At 71.6% G+C, this 18781-nt stretch carries 21 protein-coding genes; 6 read left to right on the top strand and 15 right to left on the bottom strand.

Annotated elements, in window-relative coordinates; genetic code table 11:
• Positions 1-2 precede the first annotated feature (2 nt).
• The 4 genes from BJ969_RS29020 to BJ969_RS29010 all read right to left on the bottom strand — a co-directional run bounded on the left by BJ969_RS29020 (position 3) and on the right by BJ969_RS29010 (position 2713).
• Positions 3-1013 (bottom strand): ABC transporter substrate-binding protein, encoded by a 1011-nt coding sequence (locus BJ969_RS29020; protein WP_246457125.1) that lies wholly within the window; start codon positions 1011-1013, stop codon positions 3-5.
• Positions 1014-1094: 81 nt separating this feature from the next.
• Positions 1095-1175, bottom strand: coding sequence for a putative leader peptide (locus BJ969_RS31075; RefSeq protein WP_425503622.1), 81 nt, complete (start codon positions 1173-1175; stop codon positions 1095-1097).
• 151 nt (positions 1176-1326) lie between these two features.
• Positions 1327-1965 carry an HNH endonuclease family protein gene (locus BJ969_RS29015; protein WP_184484301.1) on the bottom strand — a complete coding sequence of 213 codons (639 nt, stop codon included), beginning with the start codon at positions 1963-1965 and terminating at the stop codon, positions 1327-1329.
• 178 nt (positions 1966-2143) lie between these two features.
• Complete coding sequence (locus BJ969_RS29010) at positions 2144-2713, bottom strand: hypothetical protein (protein ID WP_221315972.1); 570 nt, start codon at positions 2711-2713, stop codon at positions 2144-2146.
• Between the two features lie 233 nt (positions 2714-2946).
• Here BJ969_RS29010 and BJ969_RS29005 point away from each other — a divergent pair, with 233 nt between their 5' ends.
• Entirely contained in the window at positions 2947-4233 is a 1287-nt protein-coding gene (locus BJ969_RS29005; protein WP_184484297.1) for an adenylosuccinate synthase, read from the top strand.
• Between the two features lie 322 nt (positions 4234-4555).
• Here BJ969_RS29005 and BJ969_RS29000 read toward each other — a convergent pair whose 3' ends face one another.
• From BJ969_RS29000 to BJ969_RS28980, 5 genes are all read right to left on the bottom strand, one after another.
• Positions 4556-5704, bottom strand: coding sequence for an FUSC family protein (locus BJ969_RS29000; protein ID WP_343071654.1), 1149 nt, complete (start codon positions 5702-5704; stop codon positions 4556-4558).
• Positions 5705-5719: 15 nt separating this feature from the next.
• Positions 5720-7057: a hypothetical protein gene (locus tag BJ969_RS28995; protein ID WP_184484295.1), complete on the bottom strand. Its 1338-nt coding sequence runs from the start codon at positions 7055-7057 to the stop codon at positions 5720-5722.
• A gap of 140 nt (positions 7058-7197) precedes the next feature.
• Positions 7198-7605 (bottom strand): DUF3151 domain-containing protein, encoded by a 408-nt coding sequence (locus BJ969_RS28990; protein WP_184484293.1) that lies wholly within the window; start codon positions 7603-7605, stop codon positions 7198-7200.
• A gap of 77 nt (positions 7606-7682) precedes the next feature.
• The gene (gene fbaA, locus BJ969_RS28985; protein ID WP_184484291.1) at positions 7683-8717 is read right to left on the bottom strand and encodes a class II fructose-bisphosphate aldolase; all 1035 of its coding nucleotides are present in this window, start codon (positions 8715-8717) and stop codon (positions 7683-7685) included.
• Between the two features lie 206 nt (positions 8718-8923).
• Complete coding sequence (locus tag BJ969_RS28980; protein ID WP_184484289.1) at positions 8924-9205, bottom strand: YciI family protein; 282 nt, start codon at positions 9203-9205, stop codon at positions 8924-8926.
• Positions 9206-9288: 83 nt separating this feature from the next.
• Between BJ969_RS28980 and BJ969_RS28975 the strand changes: the two genes are divergently transcribed.
• From BJ969_RS28975 to BJ969_RS28960, 4 genes are all read left to right on the top strand, one after another.
• On the top strand, positions 9289-9864 hold the full coding sequence (locus BJ969_RS28975; RefSeq protein WP_184484287.1) for a SigE family RNA polymerase sigma factor: 576 nt from the start codon (positions 9289-9291) through the stop codon (positions 9862-9864).
• Between the two features lie 422 nt (positions 9865-10286).
• On the top strand, positions 10287-11441 hold the full coding sequence (nagA, locus tag BJ969_RS28970) for an N-acetylglucosamine-6-phosphate deacetylase (RefSeq protein ID WP_184484285.1): 1155 nt from the start codon (positions 10287-10289) through the stop codon (positions 11439-11441).
• Between the two features lie 73 nt (positions 11442-11514).
• Positions 11515-11736, top strand: coding sequence for a hypothetical protein (locus BJ969_RS28965; protein WP_184484283.1), 222 nt, complete (start codon positions 11515-11517; stop codon positions 11734-11736).
• 150 nt (positions 11737-11886) lie between these two features.
• The gene (locus BJ969_RS28960) at positions 11887-12549 is read left to right on the top strand and encodes a VTT domain-containing protein (protein WP_184486057.1); all 663 of its coding nucleotides are present in this window, start codon (positions 11887-11889) and stop codon (positions 12547-12549) included.
• A gap of 63 nt (positions 12550-12612) precedes the next feature.
• On the opposite strand, the gene BJ969_RS28955 is transcribed toward BJ969_RS28960, so the two are convergent.
• From BJ969_RS28955 to BJ969_RS28930, 6 genes are all read right to left on the bottom strand, one after another.
• Entirely contained in the window at positions 12613-13266 is a 654-nt protein-coding gene (locus BJ969_RS28955; RefSeq protein ID WP_184484281.1) for a TrmH family RNA methyltransferase, read from the bottom strand.
• The gene (locus BJ969_RS28950; RefSeq protein ID WP_184484279.1) at positions 13263-13922 is read right to left on the bottom strand and encodes a hypothetical protein; all 660 of its coding nucleotides are present in this window, start codon (positions 13920-13922) and stop codon (positions 13263-13265) included. The genes BJ969_RS28955 and BJ969_RS28950 overlap by 4 nt, the downstream gene beginning before the upstream one ends.
• A 25-nt stretch (positions 13923-13947) precedes the next feature.
• Positions 13948-14490, bottom strand: a complete 543-nt coding sequence (pyrE, locus tag BJ969_RS28945; RefSeq protein WP_425503592.1) for an orotate phosphoribosyltransferase — start codon at positions 14488-14490, stop codon at positions 13948-13950.
• A gap of 256 nt (positions 14491-14746) precedes the next feature.
• Entirely contained in the window at positions 14747-15520 is a 774-nt protein-coding gene (locus BJ969_RS28940; RefSeq protein ID WP_184484277.1) for an SDR family NAD(P)-dependent oxidoreductase, read from the bottom strand.
• A gap of 35 nt (positions 15521-15555) precedes the next feature.
• On the bottom strand, positions 15556-16344 hold the full coding sequence (locus BJ969_RS28935) for a type III secretion system chaperone family protein (protein WP_343071653.1): 789 nt from the start codon (positions 16342-16344) through the stop codon (positions 15556-15558).
• A 467-nt stretch (positions 16345-16811) separates the two neighbouring features.
• Positions 16812-17441: a TetR/AcrR family transcriptional regulator gene (locus BJ969_RS28930; protein ID WP_184484275.1), complete on the bottom strand. Its 630-nt coding sequence runs from the start codon at positions 17439-17441 to the stop codon at positions 16812-16814.
• Positions 17442-17529: 88 nt separating this feature from the next.
• On the opposite strand from BJ969_RS28930, the gene BJ969_RS28925 reads away from it, so the two are divergent.
• Positions 17530-18750, top strand: a complete 1221-nt coding sequence (locus BJ969_RS28925) for an MFS transporter (RefSeq protein WP_184484273.1) — start codon at positions 17530-17532, stop codon at positions 18748-18750.
• Positions 18751-18781: the final 31 nt, after the last annotated feature.

Genomic DNA, 18781 nt, shown 5'->3' with positions numbered 1-18781 from the left:
GGTCAGCGGACGGCGGCGAGCCGCTGCTCGAACCGGGTGTCGACGTACTCGGCGAAGTCGAACGCGCGCGGGATCTCCTTCGCCTGCACGAACGCGTCCGCCAACTCCTGCGAGGAGCGGATCACCGAATCGTCCAGCGGGATCGGCAGGTTCGGCCCGGCGTCGGTGGCTCGGCGCGTCACTTCGAGGGGCAGGCCGGTGTCCTCGGCCCACGCCTTCGCCCGCTCGGGCCGGTGCGCGTCGGAGAAGATCTGCGCCTGCGCCACCCGCACCACGTAGTCGGCGAGCGCGGTGTTCTTCGCCGCGTCGGACAGGGCCGCGTCGCTGGCGACCTGGAAGTCGAGCCCGTTGGAGATCCCGGTGCCGTCGACGAGCACCTCGGCGCCCGTCTCCAGCTGCACCTGCGCGAAGTACGGGTCCCAGATCGCCCAGGCGTCCACCTCGCCGCCGTTGAACGCGCCCAGCGCGTCCGCGGGCTGCAGGATCACCAGCTCCACGTCGTCCGGGGTGAGCCCGGCCTGGCGCAGGTTCAGCAGGACCTGGCCGTGCGCGGAGCTGCCGCGCGCCAGGGCGATCTTCTTGCCCCGCAGGTCCTCCACCCGCCGCAGCGGGGAGCCCTTCGGCACGATCAGCGCGTCGCTGGTCACGTTGCCCTTCGACGCGGACACCACCTTCACGTTGCGCTTGGCCGCCGCCGCGAACAGCGGGGGCGTGTTGCCGACGCCGCCGATGTCGATGGCCCCGGCCGAGGCGGCCTCCAGCAGCGGCGGGCCGGAGGTGAACGTGGACCACTCGATCGCGTAAGGCGCCCGGTCCAGCCCGGCGGAGCGCAGCAGGGACTGCGAGTTGCCCTTCTGGTCGCCGACGCGCAGCCGCACCCGGCGCAGCTCGGCGTCCCCGACCGGCGGCGGCACGGGCGCGGAGGCCGCGTCCGGGCTCCGGCCGCAGGCGCCGAGCAGCCCGGCGGCCGTGGTGGACAGGGCGAGGGCGGCGAGGAAATCCCGACGGTGCAAGGTCGTGTCGCTTTCGCTGAGCAGGCGGCCCTCGACCGGCCCGTCGACGCGGGACGATCGGAGGGAGAGCGATGAGGTGCGTCAGCGAAGACGACAGACCGCGCTGGCCTGCCGCCGGAGATCGACGTGCAGGCGCCCGGTCAGCACGGTGCGCACGGCCATGCCTGGAGATTCGCACCCGCCCGAACTCTCCGTCAACGCCTGGGAAACCTCATCCCACCAGGTGATACCCGGCGCGAAAACCCGGGTGGCGAAGGAAAAAACGCCCCACCCGCCCGGCGTGGGCGCGTGAGGCGTTCTCCGGGATCGCGGCTCAGCAGGTGCCGAGCGCGTCCTTGAGGGCCGTCTTCTCCGCTTCGGTGACCGTGAGCTCGTACTTGTGCTTCGAGCCGACCCACATCGAGGCGTAGGTGCAGTGGTAGCCCGCTTCCGGCGGCATCCACTGGTCCGGGGTCTGGTCGCTCTTCTCCTGGTTCACGTTGTCGGTGACCGCGATGAGCTGCGGACCTTCGAGGTCGTTGGCGAACGCCTCGCGCTGCTCGTTCGTCCACTCCGACGCGCCGGAACGCCAGGCGGCGGCCAGCGGCACCACGTGATCGATGTCCACATCGGACGGCTGCGTCCAGGAACCGCCGTCGTACGGGCTGTTCCAGGTGCCCGACGTCGGGTAGCAGTCCGAGCCGACCTCGACGTTCTCCCCGTCGCGCTTGAGCACGGCCTCGCGGGTGCTGCACCCGTCGGACCCTTCGCTCCAGTGCGGGAACTTGTCGCGGTCGTAGCCGTCGGAGGAGCCCTCGGGCGCGACCGTCAGCTCGTCCAGCTGGGTCTGCGCGGTGGCGCCGTCGGGGATGCCGGGCGGTTCGGCACCGGCGGGCAGGGCCAGGCCGAGCGACAGTGCGCCGGCCAGGGGCAGAGCGGTCAGGGCTGCGCGAAGCGAACGTTTCGGCGTCATGGGGTCCTCCGCTGTGGCTGATCTCGCCGATGTCGATCCTGACCCTCATCGAGCGAAGTGGCCATGACAATGCCCCGAAGTGACTAGGCGGTGACCTGTCGTGAAAGCGCCACGTCCCGGCCCCCTTATCTGGTGAATCTGTGTGTGCGCAGGGCTTTTCGCCGCTTTCGCGACGTCGTCACGGCCGCACGAGCAGCAGGTCCTCGGTGTGGCGGTACCAGGCCCATGTGCCCACCGGCCTGGGATGCGCCACCCCGTCGCGCAGCACCGTCGCCTCCCGGAAACCGGCCTGCACGGCGCGCCCCCTGGTCACCTCGCGGCGAGCGCGCAGCAGGCCGCGGCGCACCGTCGTCACGCGCAGGCCGTCGGCGGCCGGATCGAGGTTCGCCGACATCGGATCGGCGGTGGGCTCCGGCAGCGGCGCCGCGTCCGGATCGGGGCTGATCTCCAAGCTCCGCGCCGCCCCCTGCAGCACCCGGTGGTCGTCGCAGTACACCTGCCCGGTGATCGGTTCGACGCGCCCGGAGGCGATCAGCAAGCCACCCGAGTCGTCCCGCACCAGCGCGGCGGGCCGAGCGGCGCCCTCGAACGCGAGCCGCCGCGCCTCGGCCCCCACCGGCAGCCCCCACAGCCGCGTCGCGGGCGACTCCGCCACCGGGACGTAACCCACCGCCAAGTCGGCGATGCGGTTCTTGCGCAGCAACCGCAGCACCACCGCGGCGAGATCGGCATCGGTACCCTCGACCACGACTCGCCCGGGGCCGTCGGGCAAGAGCGCATCGACCTCGGCCTTCCCGGGAGCGGGAGAGACGAAGTGCCACGCTGCGTCACCGCACGCACGCGTGGTGTCATCGTTGTTTGTGCAGCACAGTGCAGTGGTACTCACGTTTCGCTCCTGGTTTACCCTGATCGACCGGCATCAGTGTCGCGTCGAAGCGGGAAGTCGCTCGCGCGGACCCACAGTCCAGGTTGGAGTTTCACATGCCGGCGATCGTGCTGATCGGAGCCCAGTGGGGCGACGAGGGCAAGGGCAAGGCGACCGACCTGCTCGGTGAGCAGGCGCAGTGGGTCGTGCGCTACCAGGGCGGCAACAACGCGGGTCACACCGTGGTGCTGCCCGACGGGCAGGACTTCGCGCTGCACCTCATCCCGTCCGGGATCCTCACGCCCGGCGTGACGAACGTGATCGGCAACGGCGTCGTCGTCGACCCGGGCGTGCTGCTCGACGAGCTCGCCGGCCTGGAGGAGCGCGGGGTGGACACCTCGCGGCTGCTGCTGTCCGCGGACGCGCACATGATCATGCCGTACCACGTGGCCATCGACCGCGTCACCGAGCGCTACCTGGGCAAGAAGCAGATCGGCACCACCGGCCGCGGCATCGGCCCCGCCTACCAGGACAAGGTCGCCCGCGTCGGCGTCCGCGTCCAGGACCTGCTCGACGAGAAGATCCTGCGGCAGAAGGTCGAAGCCGCGCTGGAGTTCAAGAACCAGCTGCTGGTCAAGGTCTACAACCGCCGCGCGCTCGACGCCGACGAGGTCGTCGACACCGTGCTGGAGCAGTCCGAGCGCTTCGCCGGGCGCATCGCCGACACGAAGCTGCTGGTCAACGAGGCGCTGGAGCGCGGCGAGACGGTGCTGCTGGAAGGCTCGCAGGGCACGCTGCTCGACGTCGACCACGGCACCTACCCGTTCGTGACCTCGTCGAACCCGACCTCCGGCGGCGCGTGCGCGGGCTCCGGCATCGGGCCCACCCGGATCAACGCCGTGATCGGCATCCTGAAGTCGTACACCACCCGCGTCGGTGCGGGCCCGTTCCCGACGGAGCTCACCGACGACGCCGGCGAGAACCTCCGCAAGCAGGGCGGCGAGTTCGGCGTCACCACCGGGCGCTCGCGGCGCACCGGCTGGTTCGACGCGGTGATCGCGCGCTACGCGACGCGCGTCAACGGCATCACCGACTACTTCCTGACGAAGCTCGACGTGCTCTCCGGGCTGGAGACCATCCCCGTGTGCGTCGCCTACGACGTCGACGGGCAGCGCGTCACCGAGATGCCGATGACGCAGACCGGCGTGCACCACGCCGTGCCCGTGTACGAAGAGATGCCCGGCTGGTTCGAAGACCTCAGCGGCGCGCGCAGCTTCGAAGACCTGCCGACCAACGCGCAGAACTACGTGCTGCGCCTGGAAGAACTGGCCGGTGCCCGCATCTCCGCGATCGGCGTCGGCCCCGGACGCGACCAGACGATCGTCCGCCACACGATGGCGTGAGGGTCCTTTCGGGCGTGAACGGGCGTTGCTCGCTGCGCTGCCTCATCAGCGAGCAACGCCCGCGAAGGGCGCAGCCACCTCGCGGCGAAGCCGTGCAGTGAGACGGGCGAAGCCACGCCTGCCTTGCGGCCGAAGGCCGTGCCTGTATTCGCGCAGCGAATAGCCCACGTCACAAAGCCGACCACCCGCGGGTTCTCAGCGGCTTCCTCGCGAGGACGGCTTTTCCCTCGTGGCGGAGCCACTCGGGAAAAAGATCCCGCAGCGAGGAAGCCACTGAGGTTCCGCCACCCGGACACCTCTGACGAGCGACCGGCTCGGGTCGTCAGCTGTGGTCGCCTTCGCGGCGGGGGTGTAGTGGGGGGAGGGTGGCGATGGCTTCGGTTCGGGTGAGGCCGCTCGCTTGGAGCAGATCCACTGCGATGGAGCGGACCTGGAGGACCACGACCTGCATCGAGAAGTCGCCTTCGCCGAGCAGTTCCACCGAGGAGCGGCGGGCCACCGAACGGGCCGCCTCCCGCGCCTGCAGCGGCTCGGTGCCGCTGGCCAGCTCGTCTCGCAGCAGCACCACCGAACCGGCCAGCTCCTCCAGCAGCCCCGGCAGCGGACGCGGCACCGGCTCGTCGTCGCGCAGCGCGGCCATCGCGCGCCGCGCCAGCACGCGCGTGTTGCGCAGCGCCCGGTCGATCGGCGTGGCCGCCGACTCGTAGCGCTCCAGGTCGCCGCGTCGCCGCCAGCGGATCGGGGCGAACTTCGCGATCTCGCCGCCCGCCTCCAGCGCGGTCCGGAACTCGTCGACGAGCTTCTGGCTCTTGCGCGCCGCCGCCAGCGTGTCGGAGGCGACGTCGACGTCGCGCCGCGACACCGCCCACGCCACCCCGCGCAGGCCCTCGGTGAGCGCGCCCAGCACCAACCGGCCGTTGCGGTGCGCCACGGCCAGCGGATTCGCGGGCAGCAGCGCGGCCACCGCGAAACCGACCAGGCCGCCCACGGCCGCGTCGATCATCCGCGTCCAGCCGCCGACCGTCGCGGGCGGCAGCAGCGTGGCCACCAGCACCGACGAGGACGCCGCCTGCAGCACGATGATCGCGCCGCTGTCGGCGAGCACCGCCGTGCTCATGGCGAGCGCGACGACCAGCGCGATCTGCCACGGCCCGGTGCCGATCATCGAGATCAGCACGTCGCCGACGCCGATGCCGATGCTGACGCCCACGACCAGCTCCAGGGACCGCCGCATCCGCTGCCCCAGCGACACGCCCAGCGACACCACCGCGGCGATCGGCGCGAAGAACGGCGCCGGATGCCCCACCAGGTGCTTCGCCACGGCCCACGCCAAACCCGCCGCCACGGCGCACTGCACGATCGGCACGCCCGACCGGAACAACCGCCGCAACCGCCGACTCAACTCCTGCCGCACCCGCTGCACGCGCCCATTCTGCGCCACGCCGATCGCCCAGGCGATCACCCAGGTCACCCCGGCGTCCGCGCGCTACTCCAAGGCCTCGACCGTCTGCGCGTCGTGCGGTCCGCTGATCCGCACCGCCGGGACGCCGAGGTACCGGGTGAGGCCGGGGACGATCGCGGGCAGATCACCTCGGTCACCGGTGAAATCGTGCTGCACAGCGTGTGCTTCCCCGACCAGCGCGACGTACCGGCCCGGATCTCTCGTCTGGTCCTCCCGGACCCGTTCGGTCGCGAAGGCGTTCATCAGAGCCGCCCGCTCGTGCAGGGACTTGTCGCCCGCGCCCTTGCGCGCCGCGGTCGTCGAGTCGATCGCGTGGATGCGCATTCCGCCCATTCGCTTGACGGCATCCAGGAGATTCCGCAATCCGTCGTGGTTCCAGCGCGACTTGTACTTGAGGACGAACGCTTCGAGCTGGGACGGCATCTTCTGGGCCGAGCTCCGCAGGTACTCGTCCACCCATTCCTGGATTTCACCGGCACGGATGGATTCCAGGTAGATCACCCGCACACCGGAGTCCCTGAGCCCGTCCAAATGATCGACGAGCATCTTCCAGGCTGCGTACTCGGAGTGCTTCTCCCCGATGATGAATCCACCTGACGAGTCGCCCAGCAAGGCGTGCAGCGCGACGAGGGGCGACGCGTTGTTCATCCCGCTGATCGGATTGGCCGGAGCCGGATCGTCGGCGTGCCGACGAGCTGCGGAAGCGGCCCGCGCGCCGAGCTGCCGTCGCCGTTCATCGTGGTCTTCCCAGTAACCGGAGGTAGTAGTGGATTTCCGCCCGTGGCTCTCCAGCGTCTCGCCGAAAACGTCCGACAACTTCTTAGCTTGCCGCTTGAGCACGAACTCCAGCACCGGGTAGATGTCCGACAGCAGCTGAGGGTCGTAGGCCACCAGCACGGTCTGGGTGGCCTCATCGATTTTGATCTTCGGGTCCTTGTCGATGCGCTTCAGCTCGGGTTTGACTTCGGCCAGGAAATCTCGCCAGTCGCGGTCAGCGCCGTCCTGCCCACCCGAGGGCGCTGCCGCCGTCGGGGGGCTTCTCCGCACTCCGCAGCAGTACAGCTGGAACCACGTGGCCGGTCGGGGAGCTTGCTGCCGGACCGGCGGTTCGACCGGCTGCCGGGCCGATGGGTAGGCGACCTCCACCGAGTTCGGCTGCGCCGCGCCCGTCGGCCGGCTCGGGCCCGCCAGGTCGGTCAATTCCACGTCGTCGGCCAGCGTCCGCGACACCACGGCGTTGCCCACCGTGCGCTGGAGCGCCAGCACTCGCGCGATCCGCGGTGACACGTCCGTCGATGTCCGGTCGTCGACGGACCGTCCGGCCCGCTGTGCGGCGTCGGCTCGTGACTCGACGATCCGCATCCCGCCTCCTGCTCACCCGCCTCCCTGCAGCGTCGCTGAGACGGCCTGGTGGTGGCAGGGCAACGGGGACCGAACGCGGGGCAACACGCTTGCACCAACGGGCAGCGGGAGGGCCCGGCGGACCGGGCCCTCCCGGAGCGTCACGCGACTCCGGTGGCCTCCACCGAGGCGGGGTCGCTGTCGAGCAGGAGCTGGCGGCAGCGGTCGAACTCCTCGGTCTCGCCGATCGCGCCCGCGGCCTTGGCCAGCACGGCGACGGCGCGCAGCACGCCCTGGTTGGGGCGGTGCCGCCACGGCACCGGGCCGAAGCCCTTCCAGCCGGACTTGCGCAGCGCGTCCAGGCCGCGGTGGTAGCCGGTGCGCGCGTAGGCGTAGGCGGCGATGTACTCCTCGCGCTCCAGCGCGACCTCGCCGAGCTGCGCCCAAGCGGCGCTGAACGCGGGGAACTCCGCGGCGACCTTCGCCGGGTCGGTTCCGGCGTCGAGCGCGGCCTGCGCCGTGGTGTTCTCCGGCAGCAGCGTTTCCGGTGGCTCCAGCAGGTTCGTCATGGCGCCATCCTGTCATCCGACGCGCGAACGCCACCCCGGTGCTCGGTCCGGGGTGGCGTTCGAAGTGCGGTGCGGTGTCAGCCGGCCAGCATGCGGCCCGCGGACTTCAGCGTCTCGCAACCGTGGGCGACGCGGGCGGCCATGGCCTGCTCCGCCGCCTTCAGGTAGCTGCGCGGGTCGTAGACCTTCTTGTTGCCGACCTCGCCGTCGACCTTGAGCACGCCGTCGTAGTTCTTGAACATGTGCTCGGCGATGGGCCGGGTGAAGGCGTACTGGGTGTCGGTGTCGATGTTCATCTTCACCACGCCGTAGGAGACCGCCTCGTGGATCTCCTCCAGCAGCGAGCCGGAACCACCGTGGAAGACCAGGTCGAACGGCTTGGACCCGGCGGGCAGGCCCAGCTTCTGGGAGGCGACCTCCTGGCCCTGCTTGAGGATCTCGGGGCGCAGCTTGACGTTGCCGGGCTTGTACACGCCGTGCACGTTGCCGAAGGTCGCGGCCAGCAGGTAGCGGCCCTTCTCGCCGGCGCCGAGCGCGTCCACGGTGTGCTCGTAGTCGCCCGCGGCGGTGTAGAGCTTGTCGTTGATGTCGTTGGCGACGCCGTCCTCCTCGCCGCCGACGACGCCGACCTCCAGCTCCAGGATGATCTTCGCCTTGGCCGCGGTGTCGAGCAGCTCGGAGGCGATCTGCAGGTTCTCGTGCAGCTCGATGGCCGAGCCGTCCCACATGTGCGACTGGAACAGCGGGTTCTCGCCGCGGTCGACCCGCTCCTGGCTGATCTGGATCAGCGGCCGGACGTAGCCGTCCAGCTTGTCCTTGGGGCAGTGGTCGGTGTGCAGCGCGATGTTCACCGGGTACTTGGCGGCCACGACGTGCGCGTACTCCGCGAGCGCGGTGGCCCCGGTGACCATGTCCTTGACCTTCGTACCGGAGGCGAACTCGGCGCCACCGGTCGAGACCTGGATGATGCCGTCGCTCTCGGCCTCGGCGAAGCCACGCAGCGCCGCGTTGAGCGTCTCCGACGAGGTCACGTTGATGGCCGGATAGGCGAACTCGCTTGACTTCGCCTGGTCCAGCATCTCCGCGTAGACCTCGGGGGTAGCGATGGGCATCGGTCGTCCTCCTCGGGATGGAGTCGTTCTTGGCAGCGGGGAGCCGCGCCGAATCCTACGAGGGCGCGCGAGGTCCGCGCGGGCCTGTGGAGGTCAGCGCTACCCGTTCGCGTCATAGGGAAAACCACTGGATCGGTGCGGATCTGCACCGCTGTCGCAATCCTCACACCTTCGGGGGTGCGGGGTCGCCTGAACAGGCTAGTGGATCATGAAACCCAGGAGCCGGTGATCGCGTTCCACTCACGGACGGTGGTCGAGGCGATCACGCCCTCCTGGAGGTACGGATCTTCGTCGAGCAGCCGCTGCACCGCCGCCGCGTCCGCCGCTTCGTACACGAGCTGCGCGCCCAAGCCGTCCTCGTACGGACCCCCGGCCAGCAGGATCCCCTGCTGCGCCAGCGACTTGGCGTAGACGCGGTGGTCGGGCCGCACGGCCAACCGGCGCTCCTCGTCGTCGCCGTAGACCATTTCGACCACGAACTTCGCCATTTCGGACCTCCCTGATCACGAGCCTGTTCCGGACGCTACCCGGCCGAGGGACAGCCGCCGGGCGAAGCCGGTACTTTCAGATCATGTTCGGGGATTCCTCATCGGGGGTCGAACGCAGCGTCGAGCAGACACTGGGCCACCTCCGTGCGATCGACACCGCGTCCACCGCCACCGACCAACCGCTCACCCTCGAAGACCTGTACCGCCAGCAGCGGATGCGCATGGTCCGGCTGGCGATCCTGCTGGTCGACGAACCGGCGACCGCCGAGGACGTGGTGCAGGAGGCGTTCACCGGCCTCTACCGCAACTGGTCCGGCCTGCGCGACGCGAAGGCCGCCATCGGCTACCTGCGCACCGCCGTGGTCAACGGCAGCCGCTCGGTGCTGCGGCGCCGCAAGACGGCCCGCGAGTACCAGCCGCCGCACCAGGCCGACGCGCGTTCCGCGGAGTCGCTGGCGATGCTCACCGCGGAGCACCAGGCGGTGGTGGCGGCGCTCGGCGAGCTCCCGCCGCGGCAGCGCGAGGTGCTGGTGCTGCGTTACTACGGCAACCTCACCGAAGCGGAGATCTCCGAGGCCACCGGCGTCTCGAAGGGAACCGTGAAGTCCACCGCGAGCCGCGGCCTGGAAGCCCTGCAGAAGGTCATGCGCTCGCACTGAGCGCGCAGCCGGGCCTCGCGCGGCCGCCTGGCGGGGTCAACGACGACCACCCGCCAGTGATCATCCCGACGCGGGTCCGCTGATCAGGTGAGCGCGCTGCGGACCGCGACGACCGGGGACGGCGCCGCACCCTCGGCGCGAGACGGTCTCCTCGGCGCGGGCGCGCCCCCGGCGGCCGTTCGGGCCACGCCAAGATCACCCGATCCACGTCGGGTTTTCACCCTCCTGCCGCAGGGCAGCGCACGGCACCCCACGAGTCGACGGCACGCCGGCGAAGACCACACCATGCTGGTGTAGACCATTAACGGGTCGGTGCCGGAAGATGGCAGCGCCGACCACCGCAGCCACCGCCGCCCGACGCGGCCTCGCCCGCGGCCTCGGCGACACCGCGGCGCGGGCGACAACGAAAGTGGGGACAGCCAGTGAACGCGCACGACACCGGGGCCCGCACCCTCACCGCGAGCCGCATCGTCACCCCGGACGGCGTGCTGGAGAACGGCTGGATCCGGCTGTCCGGCCCCGTCATCGACGAGCTCGGCACCGGGCCCGCGCCCGCCGGGGCCACCGACCTCGGCGACGGCTGGCTGGTGCCCGGTTTCGTCGACATCCACTGTCACGGCGGAGGCGGCGGCTCGTTCACCGGGCTCGAAGCCGAGCAGACCCGCGCCGCGCTGGCCGCGCACCGCTCGCACGGCACCACCACCACGCTCGCCAGCCTCGTCACCGCGCCGCTCGCCGACCTGGCCAAGCAGGTCGGCGCGCTGCACGAACTGGTCGTCGACGGCCTGCTCGACGGCATCCACCTGGAAGGCCCCTTCCTGTCCGCGGCGCGCTGCGGCGCGCACGACCCGGCGCTGCTGCGGGAACCCGACGAGCAGGCCGTGCGCACCCTGCTCAAGGCGGGCAAGGGCTCGATCCGGATGGTGACGCTGGCACCGGAGCTCGACGGCGCGATCCCCGCCGTGCGCACCCTCGCCGAGCAGGGCGTGATCGCCGCGATCGGGCACACCGACGCCGTCCGCGAGCAGGTGCTGCCCGCCGTCGACGCCGGGGCGACGGTCGCCACCCACCTGTTCAACGGGATGCGCCCCCTGCACCACCGCGAACCCGGACCGGTCGGCACCCTGCTCGACGACGAGCGCATCACGGTGGAGCTGATCTGCGACCTGGTGCACCTGCACCCGGCCGTGGTGGGCTTCGCCGCGCGGCACGCGGGCGCGGGCCGGACCGTGCTGATCACCGACGCGATCAGCGCCACCGGCGCCGGGGACGGGACCTACGAGCTGGGCAAGCTCCCGGTGACCGTGGTCGACGGGGAACCGCGGCTGGCCGACGGCTCGCTCGCGGGCAGCACGCTCACCATGGACGCCGCGTTCCGCAACCTCGTGCACGGCGGCGGGCTGCCGGTGACGGCGGCCGTGCACGCCGCCTCGACCCGGCCCGCCGAGCTGCTCGGCGCCGCCGACCGGGTCGGCTCGCTGCGACCGGGCCTGGCCGCGGACCTCGTGCTGCTCGACGACGACCTGGACCTGCGGCGCGTCATGAAATCGGGCGTCTGGGACTCGACCGGTCGCTGACGCCGCGGCGAAGACGCGCGCCACCCGCCCCGCTGCACGAGCCCTCCGGTCAGGACGTCCTACGCTGGCGGGCATGGAGAGTTCGCGGGACACCCCGGAGAATCTGCTGTCGGCCGCGCTGCGCGCGCAGGCGGTCGGCGGGCAGCCCGGGAACGCCGTTCCCGCACCGCCGCCGCCACCGCCGCCGGTCGGACCGCCCGAACGGCGCCGGCTCCCGGTGGGCGCGGTGCTGCTGTTCGCCGTGCTGCTCGGCGTCGCCGCCGGTGGCATCAGCGGACTGCTCACCGTCGTGTGATCCGCGGCCGCGCCGCCCGACGAGTCCGACGTCACCAGAACCCGTCCGGCGCGGCGACTTGCCACGCTCCGAGCGGTCGGGGTCGGGCTGGCGGTTCGCGCTCAACGGGCACCGGTACCGTTGGCGAGCGTGACGACCGAACTCCCCGCGATGCTCAACGCCGCTGGAACGTCCACGCTCGCCCTGCTGCCGTCCTGGCTGGATCCGGAGAACATCGTCAGCTCGCTCGGCCCGTTCGCGCTGATCGGTGTCTGCCTGATCATCTTCGCGGAGTGCGGCCTGCTCATCGGGTTCTTCCTGCCCGGTGACTCGCTGCTGTTCGTGACGGGCCTGTTCGTGGCGACCGGTGCGATCTCCACGCCGATCTGGCTGACCTGCCTGCTGCTGTCCGTGTGCGCGTTCGTCGGCAACGTGACCGGGTACTGGATCGGCCGGAAGGTCGGGCCCGCCCTGTTCAACAAGCCCGACTCGAAGCTGTTCAAGGCCGAACACGTCGACAAGACCCACGAGTTCTTCGAGCGCTACGGCGCCCGCGCGATCATCCTCGCCCGGTTCGTGCCGATCGTGCGCACGTTCATCACCGCCGTCGCAGGCATCGGGCAGATGGACCAGCGGAAGTTCTTCAGCTACTCCGCCATCGGCGCCGTGGCCTGGGCCGCGGGCATGACGGTGCTGGGCTACTTCCTCGGCAACATCCCGATCATCAAGGAGAACCTCGAGGCGATGGCGATCCTGATCGTCTTCATCTCGATCCTCCCGATCATCGTCGAGTACGTGCGCGGACGCCGGACCAAGGCGAAGGACGCCGCCTGAACCACTGGCACCCGAGCCCGGCCGGACGCGGACGACCCGCGCCGGCCGGGCTTTTTCACGCCCTCACCAGGCGCGGGACGGGTCCGCGTGCTGCGCGATCCAGGCGTGCATGGCGATGCCCGCCGCCACGCCCGCGTTGATCGAACGGGTCGACCCGAACTGCGCGATGGACACCACCGCGTCCGCGGTGTCCCGCGAATCCGAGTGCAGCCCCGGCCCCTCCTGGCCGAACAGCAGCACGCAGCGCTCCGGCAGCGCGGTGCGCTCGATGGGCGTCGCGCCCGGCGTGTTGTCCACCGCGACGATCGCCAGCCCCTGCTCGGCGGCGAACTCGCGCAACGAGACCAGGTCCGGGTGGTGGTGCACGTGCTGGTACCGGTCGGTGACCATCGCGCCGCGCCGGTTCCAGCGGCGCCGGCCCACGATGTGCACGGCGCGGGCCGCGAACGCGTTCGCGGTGCGCACCACCGTGCCGATGTTGTGGTCGTGCTGGAAGTTCTCGATGGCCACGTGGAAGTCGTGGCGCCGGGTGTCGAGGTCGGCGACCACCGCGTCCCGGTGCCAGTACCGGTAGTGGTCCACGACGTTGCGCCGGTCGCCCTCGGCCAGCAGCTCCGGGTCGTAACGCTCGTCGTCCGGCCACGGCCCCTGCCACGGCCCCACGCCGACGCCCGTCCCCCACTCGGTGGGGCCGGGGACGTCCGTCTCCTGGTTCATCGCCCGGACAGCTCCCCCCACGGCACGCCGCCGTGCACGTCGACCAGCAGGTCCAGCACCGGCAACACCGTCTCCGGCTTCGCCGAACCGCTGCGGAACGCGACGACGTGCCCCGGCGCGAACTCCAGCACCACGTCCTTCATGCGGTCATCGGTGAGCAGGGCGCGCGCCAGGCCCGGCGGTACCGCGCGGCGCGCGAACTCCGCGTCCGGCGAGGTCAGCAGGTACGCGCGGTCGAACTCCGGGTCACCCGAAGCGACCCGCAAGTCCTGGCCGAGCGCGCCGAACGCGCCCGAACGCGCCACCCGGAGCTCCGGGCCCGGAACCGGGCGCGGCAGCACCACGGCGAACCCGAAGGTGAACACCCGCTGCCCGAGCCCCGGCGGACGCCGGTACTGCACCGCCTCGAACGCCTGGCCGCGGTGCTGCCCCGCCAAGTGGAAGTAGTCGTGCAGGCCGCGGGAACTCGCGAACTCCCGCAGCACCCGCACCTGCCGCCACAGCTCGTCGCCCGGAACCTGCCGCCAGCCCTGCCCGGACCGCAGCAGCCGCTGGAAGTTCCCGACGGAGCGCTTGCGCCCCAGCACGGCGAGCAGCACACCGCCCACCAGGATCAGGACGATCAGGACGAACGCGAGCGGGACGATTGCTTCCACGAGGTACGACCGTTCTCCAACGGGGTCAGCTCAAGCCGAGATCGGCCAGGTTCAGCAGCGAACGGTAGCTCAACCCGGCGGCCTCGATGGCCTCCTTCGCACCGGTTCCCCGGTCCACCACCGTCACCACGCCGACGACCTCGGCGTTCTCCTCGCGCAACGCCTCCACCGCCGTGAGCACGCTGCCACCGGTGGTGGAGGTGTCCTCCACGGCGAGCACCTTGCGGCCCGCGACCCCCGGGCCCTCGATGCGGCGCTGCATGCCGTGGGACTTCGCGTTCTTGCGCACCACGAAGCAATCCAGCGGGCGGCCGGGCGCGTGCATCATCGCGGTCGCGACCGGGTCCGCGCCCAAGGTGAGGCCGCCGACGGCGTTGTGCTCCCAGTCCGCGGTGAGCTCCCGCAGCAGGCCGCCGATGAGCGGCGCCGCCGCGTGGTGCAACGTCGCCCGGCGCAGGTCGACGTAGTAGTCCGCCTCCTTGCCGGAGGACAACGTCACCTTGCCGTGCACCACGGCGAGTTCCGTCACTAGCCGGGCAAGCTCAACACGTCGAAGCTGGTCAATCACGGTTTTGGATCCTACTGGGGGGTGGGGCTCGTTCTGGCGGGGTGGTCGGGTGGCGGAACCTCAGCGTTCTTCTCGCTGCGGGATCTTTTTCCCGAGTGGCTCCGCCACGAGGGAAAAAGCTGTCCTCGCGAGAAGAACGCTGAGAACCCGCGGGTCGTCACCTTTTCGACGTGGGCTATGTGCTTCGCACATACAGGCACGGCTACGCCGCAAGGCACGGCCTTCGGCCGCGAGGCGGGGGCCGTGCTGGTTCGGGTCAGGTTCGGCCGGGGACTGCTCGGGTCACCACTGCTCGTTGGAGGCGGTGGGGGATGAGGCGGCCCACGGTGACCAGGGCCTTGTACTGGGGGCTGGGGATCGAGACGGAGCGGCCTCGGCGCAGGTCGGAGAGGCCCTCGTGCACGACGTCGTCGGCTCGCAGCCAGAACGCCTTCGGGAGGCGGCCCATGGACAGCCCGGCGCGCTCGTGGAACTCGGTGCGGGTGAAGCCGGGGCACAACGCCATGACGCGCACCCCGCTGCCGGTCAGCGCCGCGGACAGGCCCTCGGAGAACGTCGTCACCCAGGACTTCGTGGCGGCGTAGGTCGAACCGGCCACCGAGAAGAAACCGGCGACGCTGGACACGTTGACCACGTCACCGCCGCCGCGCGCCCGCATCCCCGGCACCACCGCGTGCGTCAGCCGCAGCACGGCGGCCACGTTCAGGTCGAGCTGCTTGCCCAGGGTGGCCCGCTCGGTGTCCCAGAACGCCCCGGAAGTGCCGAAACCAGCGTTGTTGACCAGCAGGTCCACCGGCCGCCGCTCGTCGGCCAGGCGCCGCTCCACCTCGGCGAGCTGCGCTTCGTCGGCGAGATCCGCCACGAGCACCTCGACGGTGACGCCGTGGCGGGCGCGCAGCGCCTCGGCCAGCGCCTCCAACCTCGTGGCGTCGCGGGCGACGAGCACCAGGTCATGCCCCTCGGCCGCGAGCCTGCGGGCGAAGGCGTTGCCGATTCCGGCGGTGGGGCCGGTGACGAGTGCGGTAGGCATGGTTCGCACCGTATCGCCTCGCCGACCGGCTCCCGTCAGGACTGGTTCTCGGAGTGCTCGGCCCGCTCGACGCGGATCGTCTCGTTGGTGTCCGCCGGGGAGGTCGCGCCGGTCGCTCCCTTGAGCTGCCGGGTGGGTTCGGCGTCCGCGGCGGGCTCCGGCTCGTCCAAGGACTCGTTCGGGTCGGTTTCGAACGGGTCGATGATGTCGGCGAGCTCGCCCAACGAGCGCAGCAGGCGCTCCAGGCGGGCCGGGTCCGCGCCGTCGGGTTCGATGGCGGCCAGCACCCAGTCCTGCTCCAGCCACACCACGGTCACGTCGGGCCCGACCTCTTCGGCCGCCTCCACGAGCGACGGCGTGACCAGCGGACGGGCGGCGGCGACCTCGGTGACGAAGGCGTACCGCGAACCGACCGGACCGAGCAGGTCCAGCCCGGAGTCCTGCGGCACCGGCACGTCCGGCTGCCAGAGTTCGAGGATGGTGCTGACGCTGCGGCGGCAGCGCACGCCGGCGAGCACGGTGGCGACCTTGTTGTTCACGGTGAGGTCGAGGACGTAGACCTGGCGGCGGCCGTCGGCGGTGAACGTGGAGCCCGCGACGACGTCGGTGGCGGTGCTGCCGCTGTGCTGCGCGAGCGCGCCGCGTTCCCAGCGCGTCGGCAGCACTTGATCGATCTCGGCGAACTGCCAGCCGCGCAGCGCCGCCCAGCGACGTCGCTCCCGGTTGTTCGGGGCGCGTCGTGTGCGGTCGGCGATCAGCAGCGCGACGCCCGCGGCGATCGCGAGGACGGCGACGAGGAACCAGACCCAGGCAGGGATACCCACACCGCGCAGGGTAGTCCCGTCGTCATCTCCCGCGAAGATCGCCGGGGTCTCCCGCCGCGAATTGCGCCATCCGTGCGAGGTGCGCAGCACGGATGCTCGGGGACGGTGCCGCTCCGGATTCGAGCGAGCCGCACCGGCCCGTTCCGCGAACCCGTTCCGCGCAGCGGCCGGGGTGAACGAGGAGGACGGCGGAGAGGTTCGCGAGCCGGCGCGAACGGGGTGCGGCGACGAGGGCCGGGAACGAAGAAGGACGGGAGCGGCGAACCGTTCCCGTCCTTGTCTCCTTCTCTTATCGACCGGCTGATCCGGTCTCTGTAGCGGCCGATCGGGTGAACGTCAGACAGAAATCCGCCGGCGTCACCGGCCGGTGCACGCGCCCGGCGGACCGGGCCTCGACGCGTCCCGGTGCAGCGCCGGCGCGCGGGAGCGGCGTCCGGATGTCCGACCGTTCTCGCCGGGCCGCGGGATCAGGCGGTGCCGGGCCTGCGCATCGCGTGCACCTCGGCCCAGTCCGGCGCCGCGCCGGGCAGCTCGGCGCGGTCCCCGGCGCGCAGGCCTTCGACGACCAGCGCCAGGTAGCGGGCGCGCAGGTCCGCTCGCCTCGGCTCCGCGATCGGCAGCGCGGGGTTGAGGTGCTTGAACAGCAGCACCACGTCGGCTGCGGCGAAGTCGGCGCGCAGCTCACCGGCCTCGTGCGCGGCGCGGACCAGCGCCTCGACGGACTCGGTCATCTCCCGGCGGATCTCGGCGTACTCCGCGGAGTGCGACCGGCCGGGTTCGTCCGGCGGGAGGACCGTGCCGACGCCGCTGCCCTCGGCCAGGCAGCGGAACAGGAACCGGGTGAAGGCCCGCCACGGATCGGATTCCTCGGCGGCGGCCGAGCGGGCCTCCGCGACGATCCGGCGCAGGCAGCTGATCCGCACCTGCTCGGCCAGTTCGGTCTTGCTCGGCCAGCGGCGGTAGATGCTGGCCACGCCCACGCCGGCGCGCTGCGCGACCTCCGAGATCGGCGCGCCGAAGCCCTGCTCGGTGAACACCTCGCGGGCGGCCGCGATGACCCGGTCGGCGTAACCGGTCGCTCGCTGGGCTGTGGTCATGGACACAGCGTACGCCGGAGCGGAATGTTCCGTTCCGCTCGACGGTTGGCCCCGAGCGGAACCACCCGCCCGCGCTCCGAGGAGGGGCATGACCGCGCCCGAGCTCGCCGTCGACCGCCCCGCCCGCGCCCCGCGGGCGCTGCTCACCCCGCAACGCGCGTTCTGGTTCGTCGGCGCGCTGCTGGCACTGTTCCTGATGGCCTCCACCGCGCCCTCGCCGATGTACGCGATCTACCAGCAGCGCTGGCACTTCTCGGCGACGGTGCTGACCGAGGTGTTCGGCGCCTACATGATCGGCATCCTGATCGCGCTGGTGCTGTTCGGCGCCCTGTCCGACCGGGTCGGCAGGCGTCCCGTGCTGCTCGGCTCGCTGGCGCTGGAGATCGTGTCGCTGCTCGTGCTGGCCTTCGCGCCGGACGTGGGATGGTTGTTCCTCGGCCGGTTCCTGCAGGGCGTCGCCACCGGGGCCGCGACCGGCGCGATGAGCGGATCGCTACTGGACTTCCAGCCGGCCGGCACCAGCCGCGGCGCCACCATCAACGGGGTCGCCGCGGGCCTCGGCATGGCGATCGGCTCCGGGATCGCCGGGGCGCTGGTGCAGTTCGCGCCCGCGCCCACGGAACTGGCCTACCTGCTGCTCGTCCTCGCTTTCCTGGTCGCGCTGCCGCTGGTGTGGCTGATGCCGGAGCCGGTGCGGACCGGTCCGATCGCGCTGCGCCGCGCGTTGCGACCGCAGCGGCCGGGCGTGCCCGCCGGGCGCGGCAAGGCGTTCGCGCTGCTGGCGACGACGATGCTGTCCGCCTGGACCATCGGCGGGATGTTCATGTCGCTGGGGCCGTCGGTGGCCAAGAGCCTGGTCGTCGGCTCGCCCTACCTGATCGGCGGGTTGGCCGTCGTCGCCGTGACCGGGGTCGGGGCGGTCGCGCAGCTCACCGCGTCCGGGTGGCTCGGGCAGCGCGCGGTGCGGGTGGCCGCCCCGGCGCTGATCATCGGACTGGCCGCGGTGGCCGGGGCGGTGCTGTCCGGGAGCGCGGTCGCGTTCTTCGCCGGGTCCGCGGTCGTCGGCGTCGGCTGGGGCCTGATGTTCATGGGCGGGTTCCGGCTGCTCACGGGCCTGGCCGATCCGCGGAACCGGGCCGCGACCGCGTCGATGATCTACATCGTGGCGTACCTGTCGGCGACGGTGCCCAGCGTGAGCCTCGGCGTGCTGACCACCTACACCGGGCTCGTCACCTCGACGCTCGTGTTCGCCGCCCTCGCCGCGCTCTTCGCCGCGATCGCCTGGGCGAGCACCTACGTGCGGCACTGAACGTGACGGGGCGGTGGCGCAGCGTCCGGCT

This window comes from Saccharopolyspora gloriosae, from assembly GCF_014203325.1.
Lineage (GTDB): Bacteria > Actinomycetota > Actinomycetes > Mycobacteriales > Pseudonocardiaceae > Saccharopolyspora_C > Saccharopolyspora_C gloriosae.
Note: the sequence above shows the minus strand (reverse complement) of the source record. Positions and strands in the feature narration are given on the sequence as shown.

Bases quoted from the DNA above. Each gene is read 5' to 3' on its own strand.
- BJ969_RS31075 (WP_425503622.1), bottom strand. From the start codon at position 1,175: ATGGCCGTGCGCACCGTGCTGACCGGGCGCCTGCACGTCGATCTCCGG.
- BJ969_RS29015 (WP_184484301.1), bottom strand. From the start codon at position 1,965: ATGACGCCGAAACGTTCGCTTCGCGCAGCCCTGACCGCTCTGCCCCTG.
- BJ969_RS29005 (WP_184484297.1), top strand. From the start codon at position 2,947: ATGCCGGCGATCGTGCTGATCGGAGCCCAGTGGGGCGACGAGGGCAAG.
- BJ969_RS28995 (WP_184484295.1), bottom strand. From the start codon at position 7,057: ATGCGGATCGTCGAGTCACGAGCCGACGCCGCACAGCGGGCCGGACGG.
- BJ969_RS28990 (WP_184484293.1), bottom strand. From the start codon at position 7,605: ATGACGAACCTGCTGGAGCCACCGGAAACGCTGCTGCCGGAGAACACC.
- fbaA (WP_184484291.1), bottom strand. From the start codon at position 8,717: ATGCCCATCGCTACCCCCGAGGTCTACGCGGAGATGCTGGACCAGGCG.
- BJ969_RS28980 (WP_184484289.1), bottom strand. From the start codon at position 9,205: ATGGCGAAGTTCGTGGTCGAAATGGTCTACGGCGACGACGAGGAGCGC.
- BJ969_RS28975 (WP_184484287.1), top strand. From the start codon at position 9,289: ATGTTCGGGGATTCCTCATCGGGGGTCGAACGCAGCGTCGAGCAGACA.
- BJ969_RS28965 (WP_184484283.1), top strand. From the start codon at position 11,515: ATGGAGAGTTCGCGGGACACCCCGGAGAATCTGCTGTCGGCCGCGCTG.
- BJ969_RS28960 (WP_184486057.1), top strand. From the start codon at position 11,887: ATGCTCAACGCCGCTGGAACGTCCACGCTCGCCCTGCTGCCGTCCTGG.
- BJ969_RS28955 (WP_184484281.1), bottom strand. From the start codon at position 13,266: ATGAACCAGGAGACGGACGTCCCCGGCCCCACCGAGTGGGGGACGGGC.
- BJ969_RS28940 (WP_184484277.1), bottom strand. From the start codon at position 15,520: ATGCCTACCGCACTCGTCACCGGCCCCACCGCCGGAATCGGCAACGCC.
- BJ969_RS28930 (WP_184484275.1), bottom strand. From the start codon at position 17,441: ATGACCACAGCCCAGCGAGCGACCGGTTACGCCGACCGGGTCATCGCG.
- BJ969_RS28925 (WP_184484273.1), top strand. From the start codon at position 17,530: ATGACCGCGCCCGAGCTCGCCGTCGACCGCCCCGCCCGCGCCCCGCGG.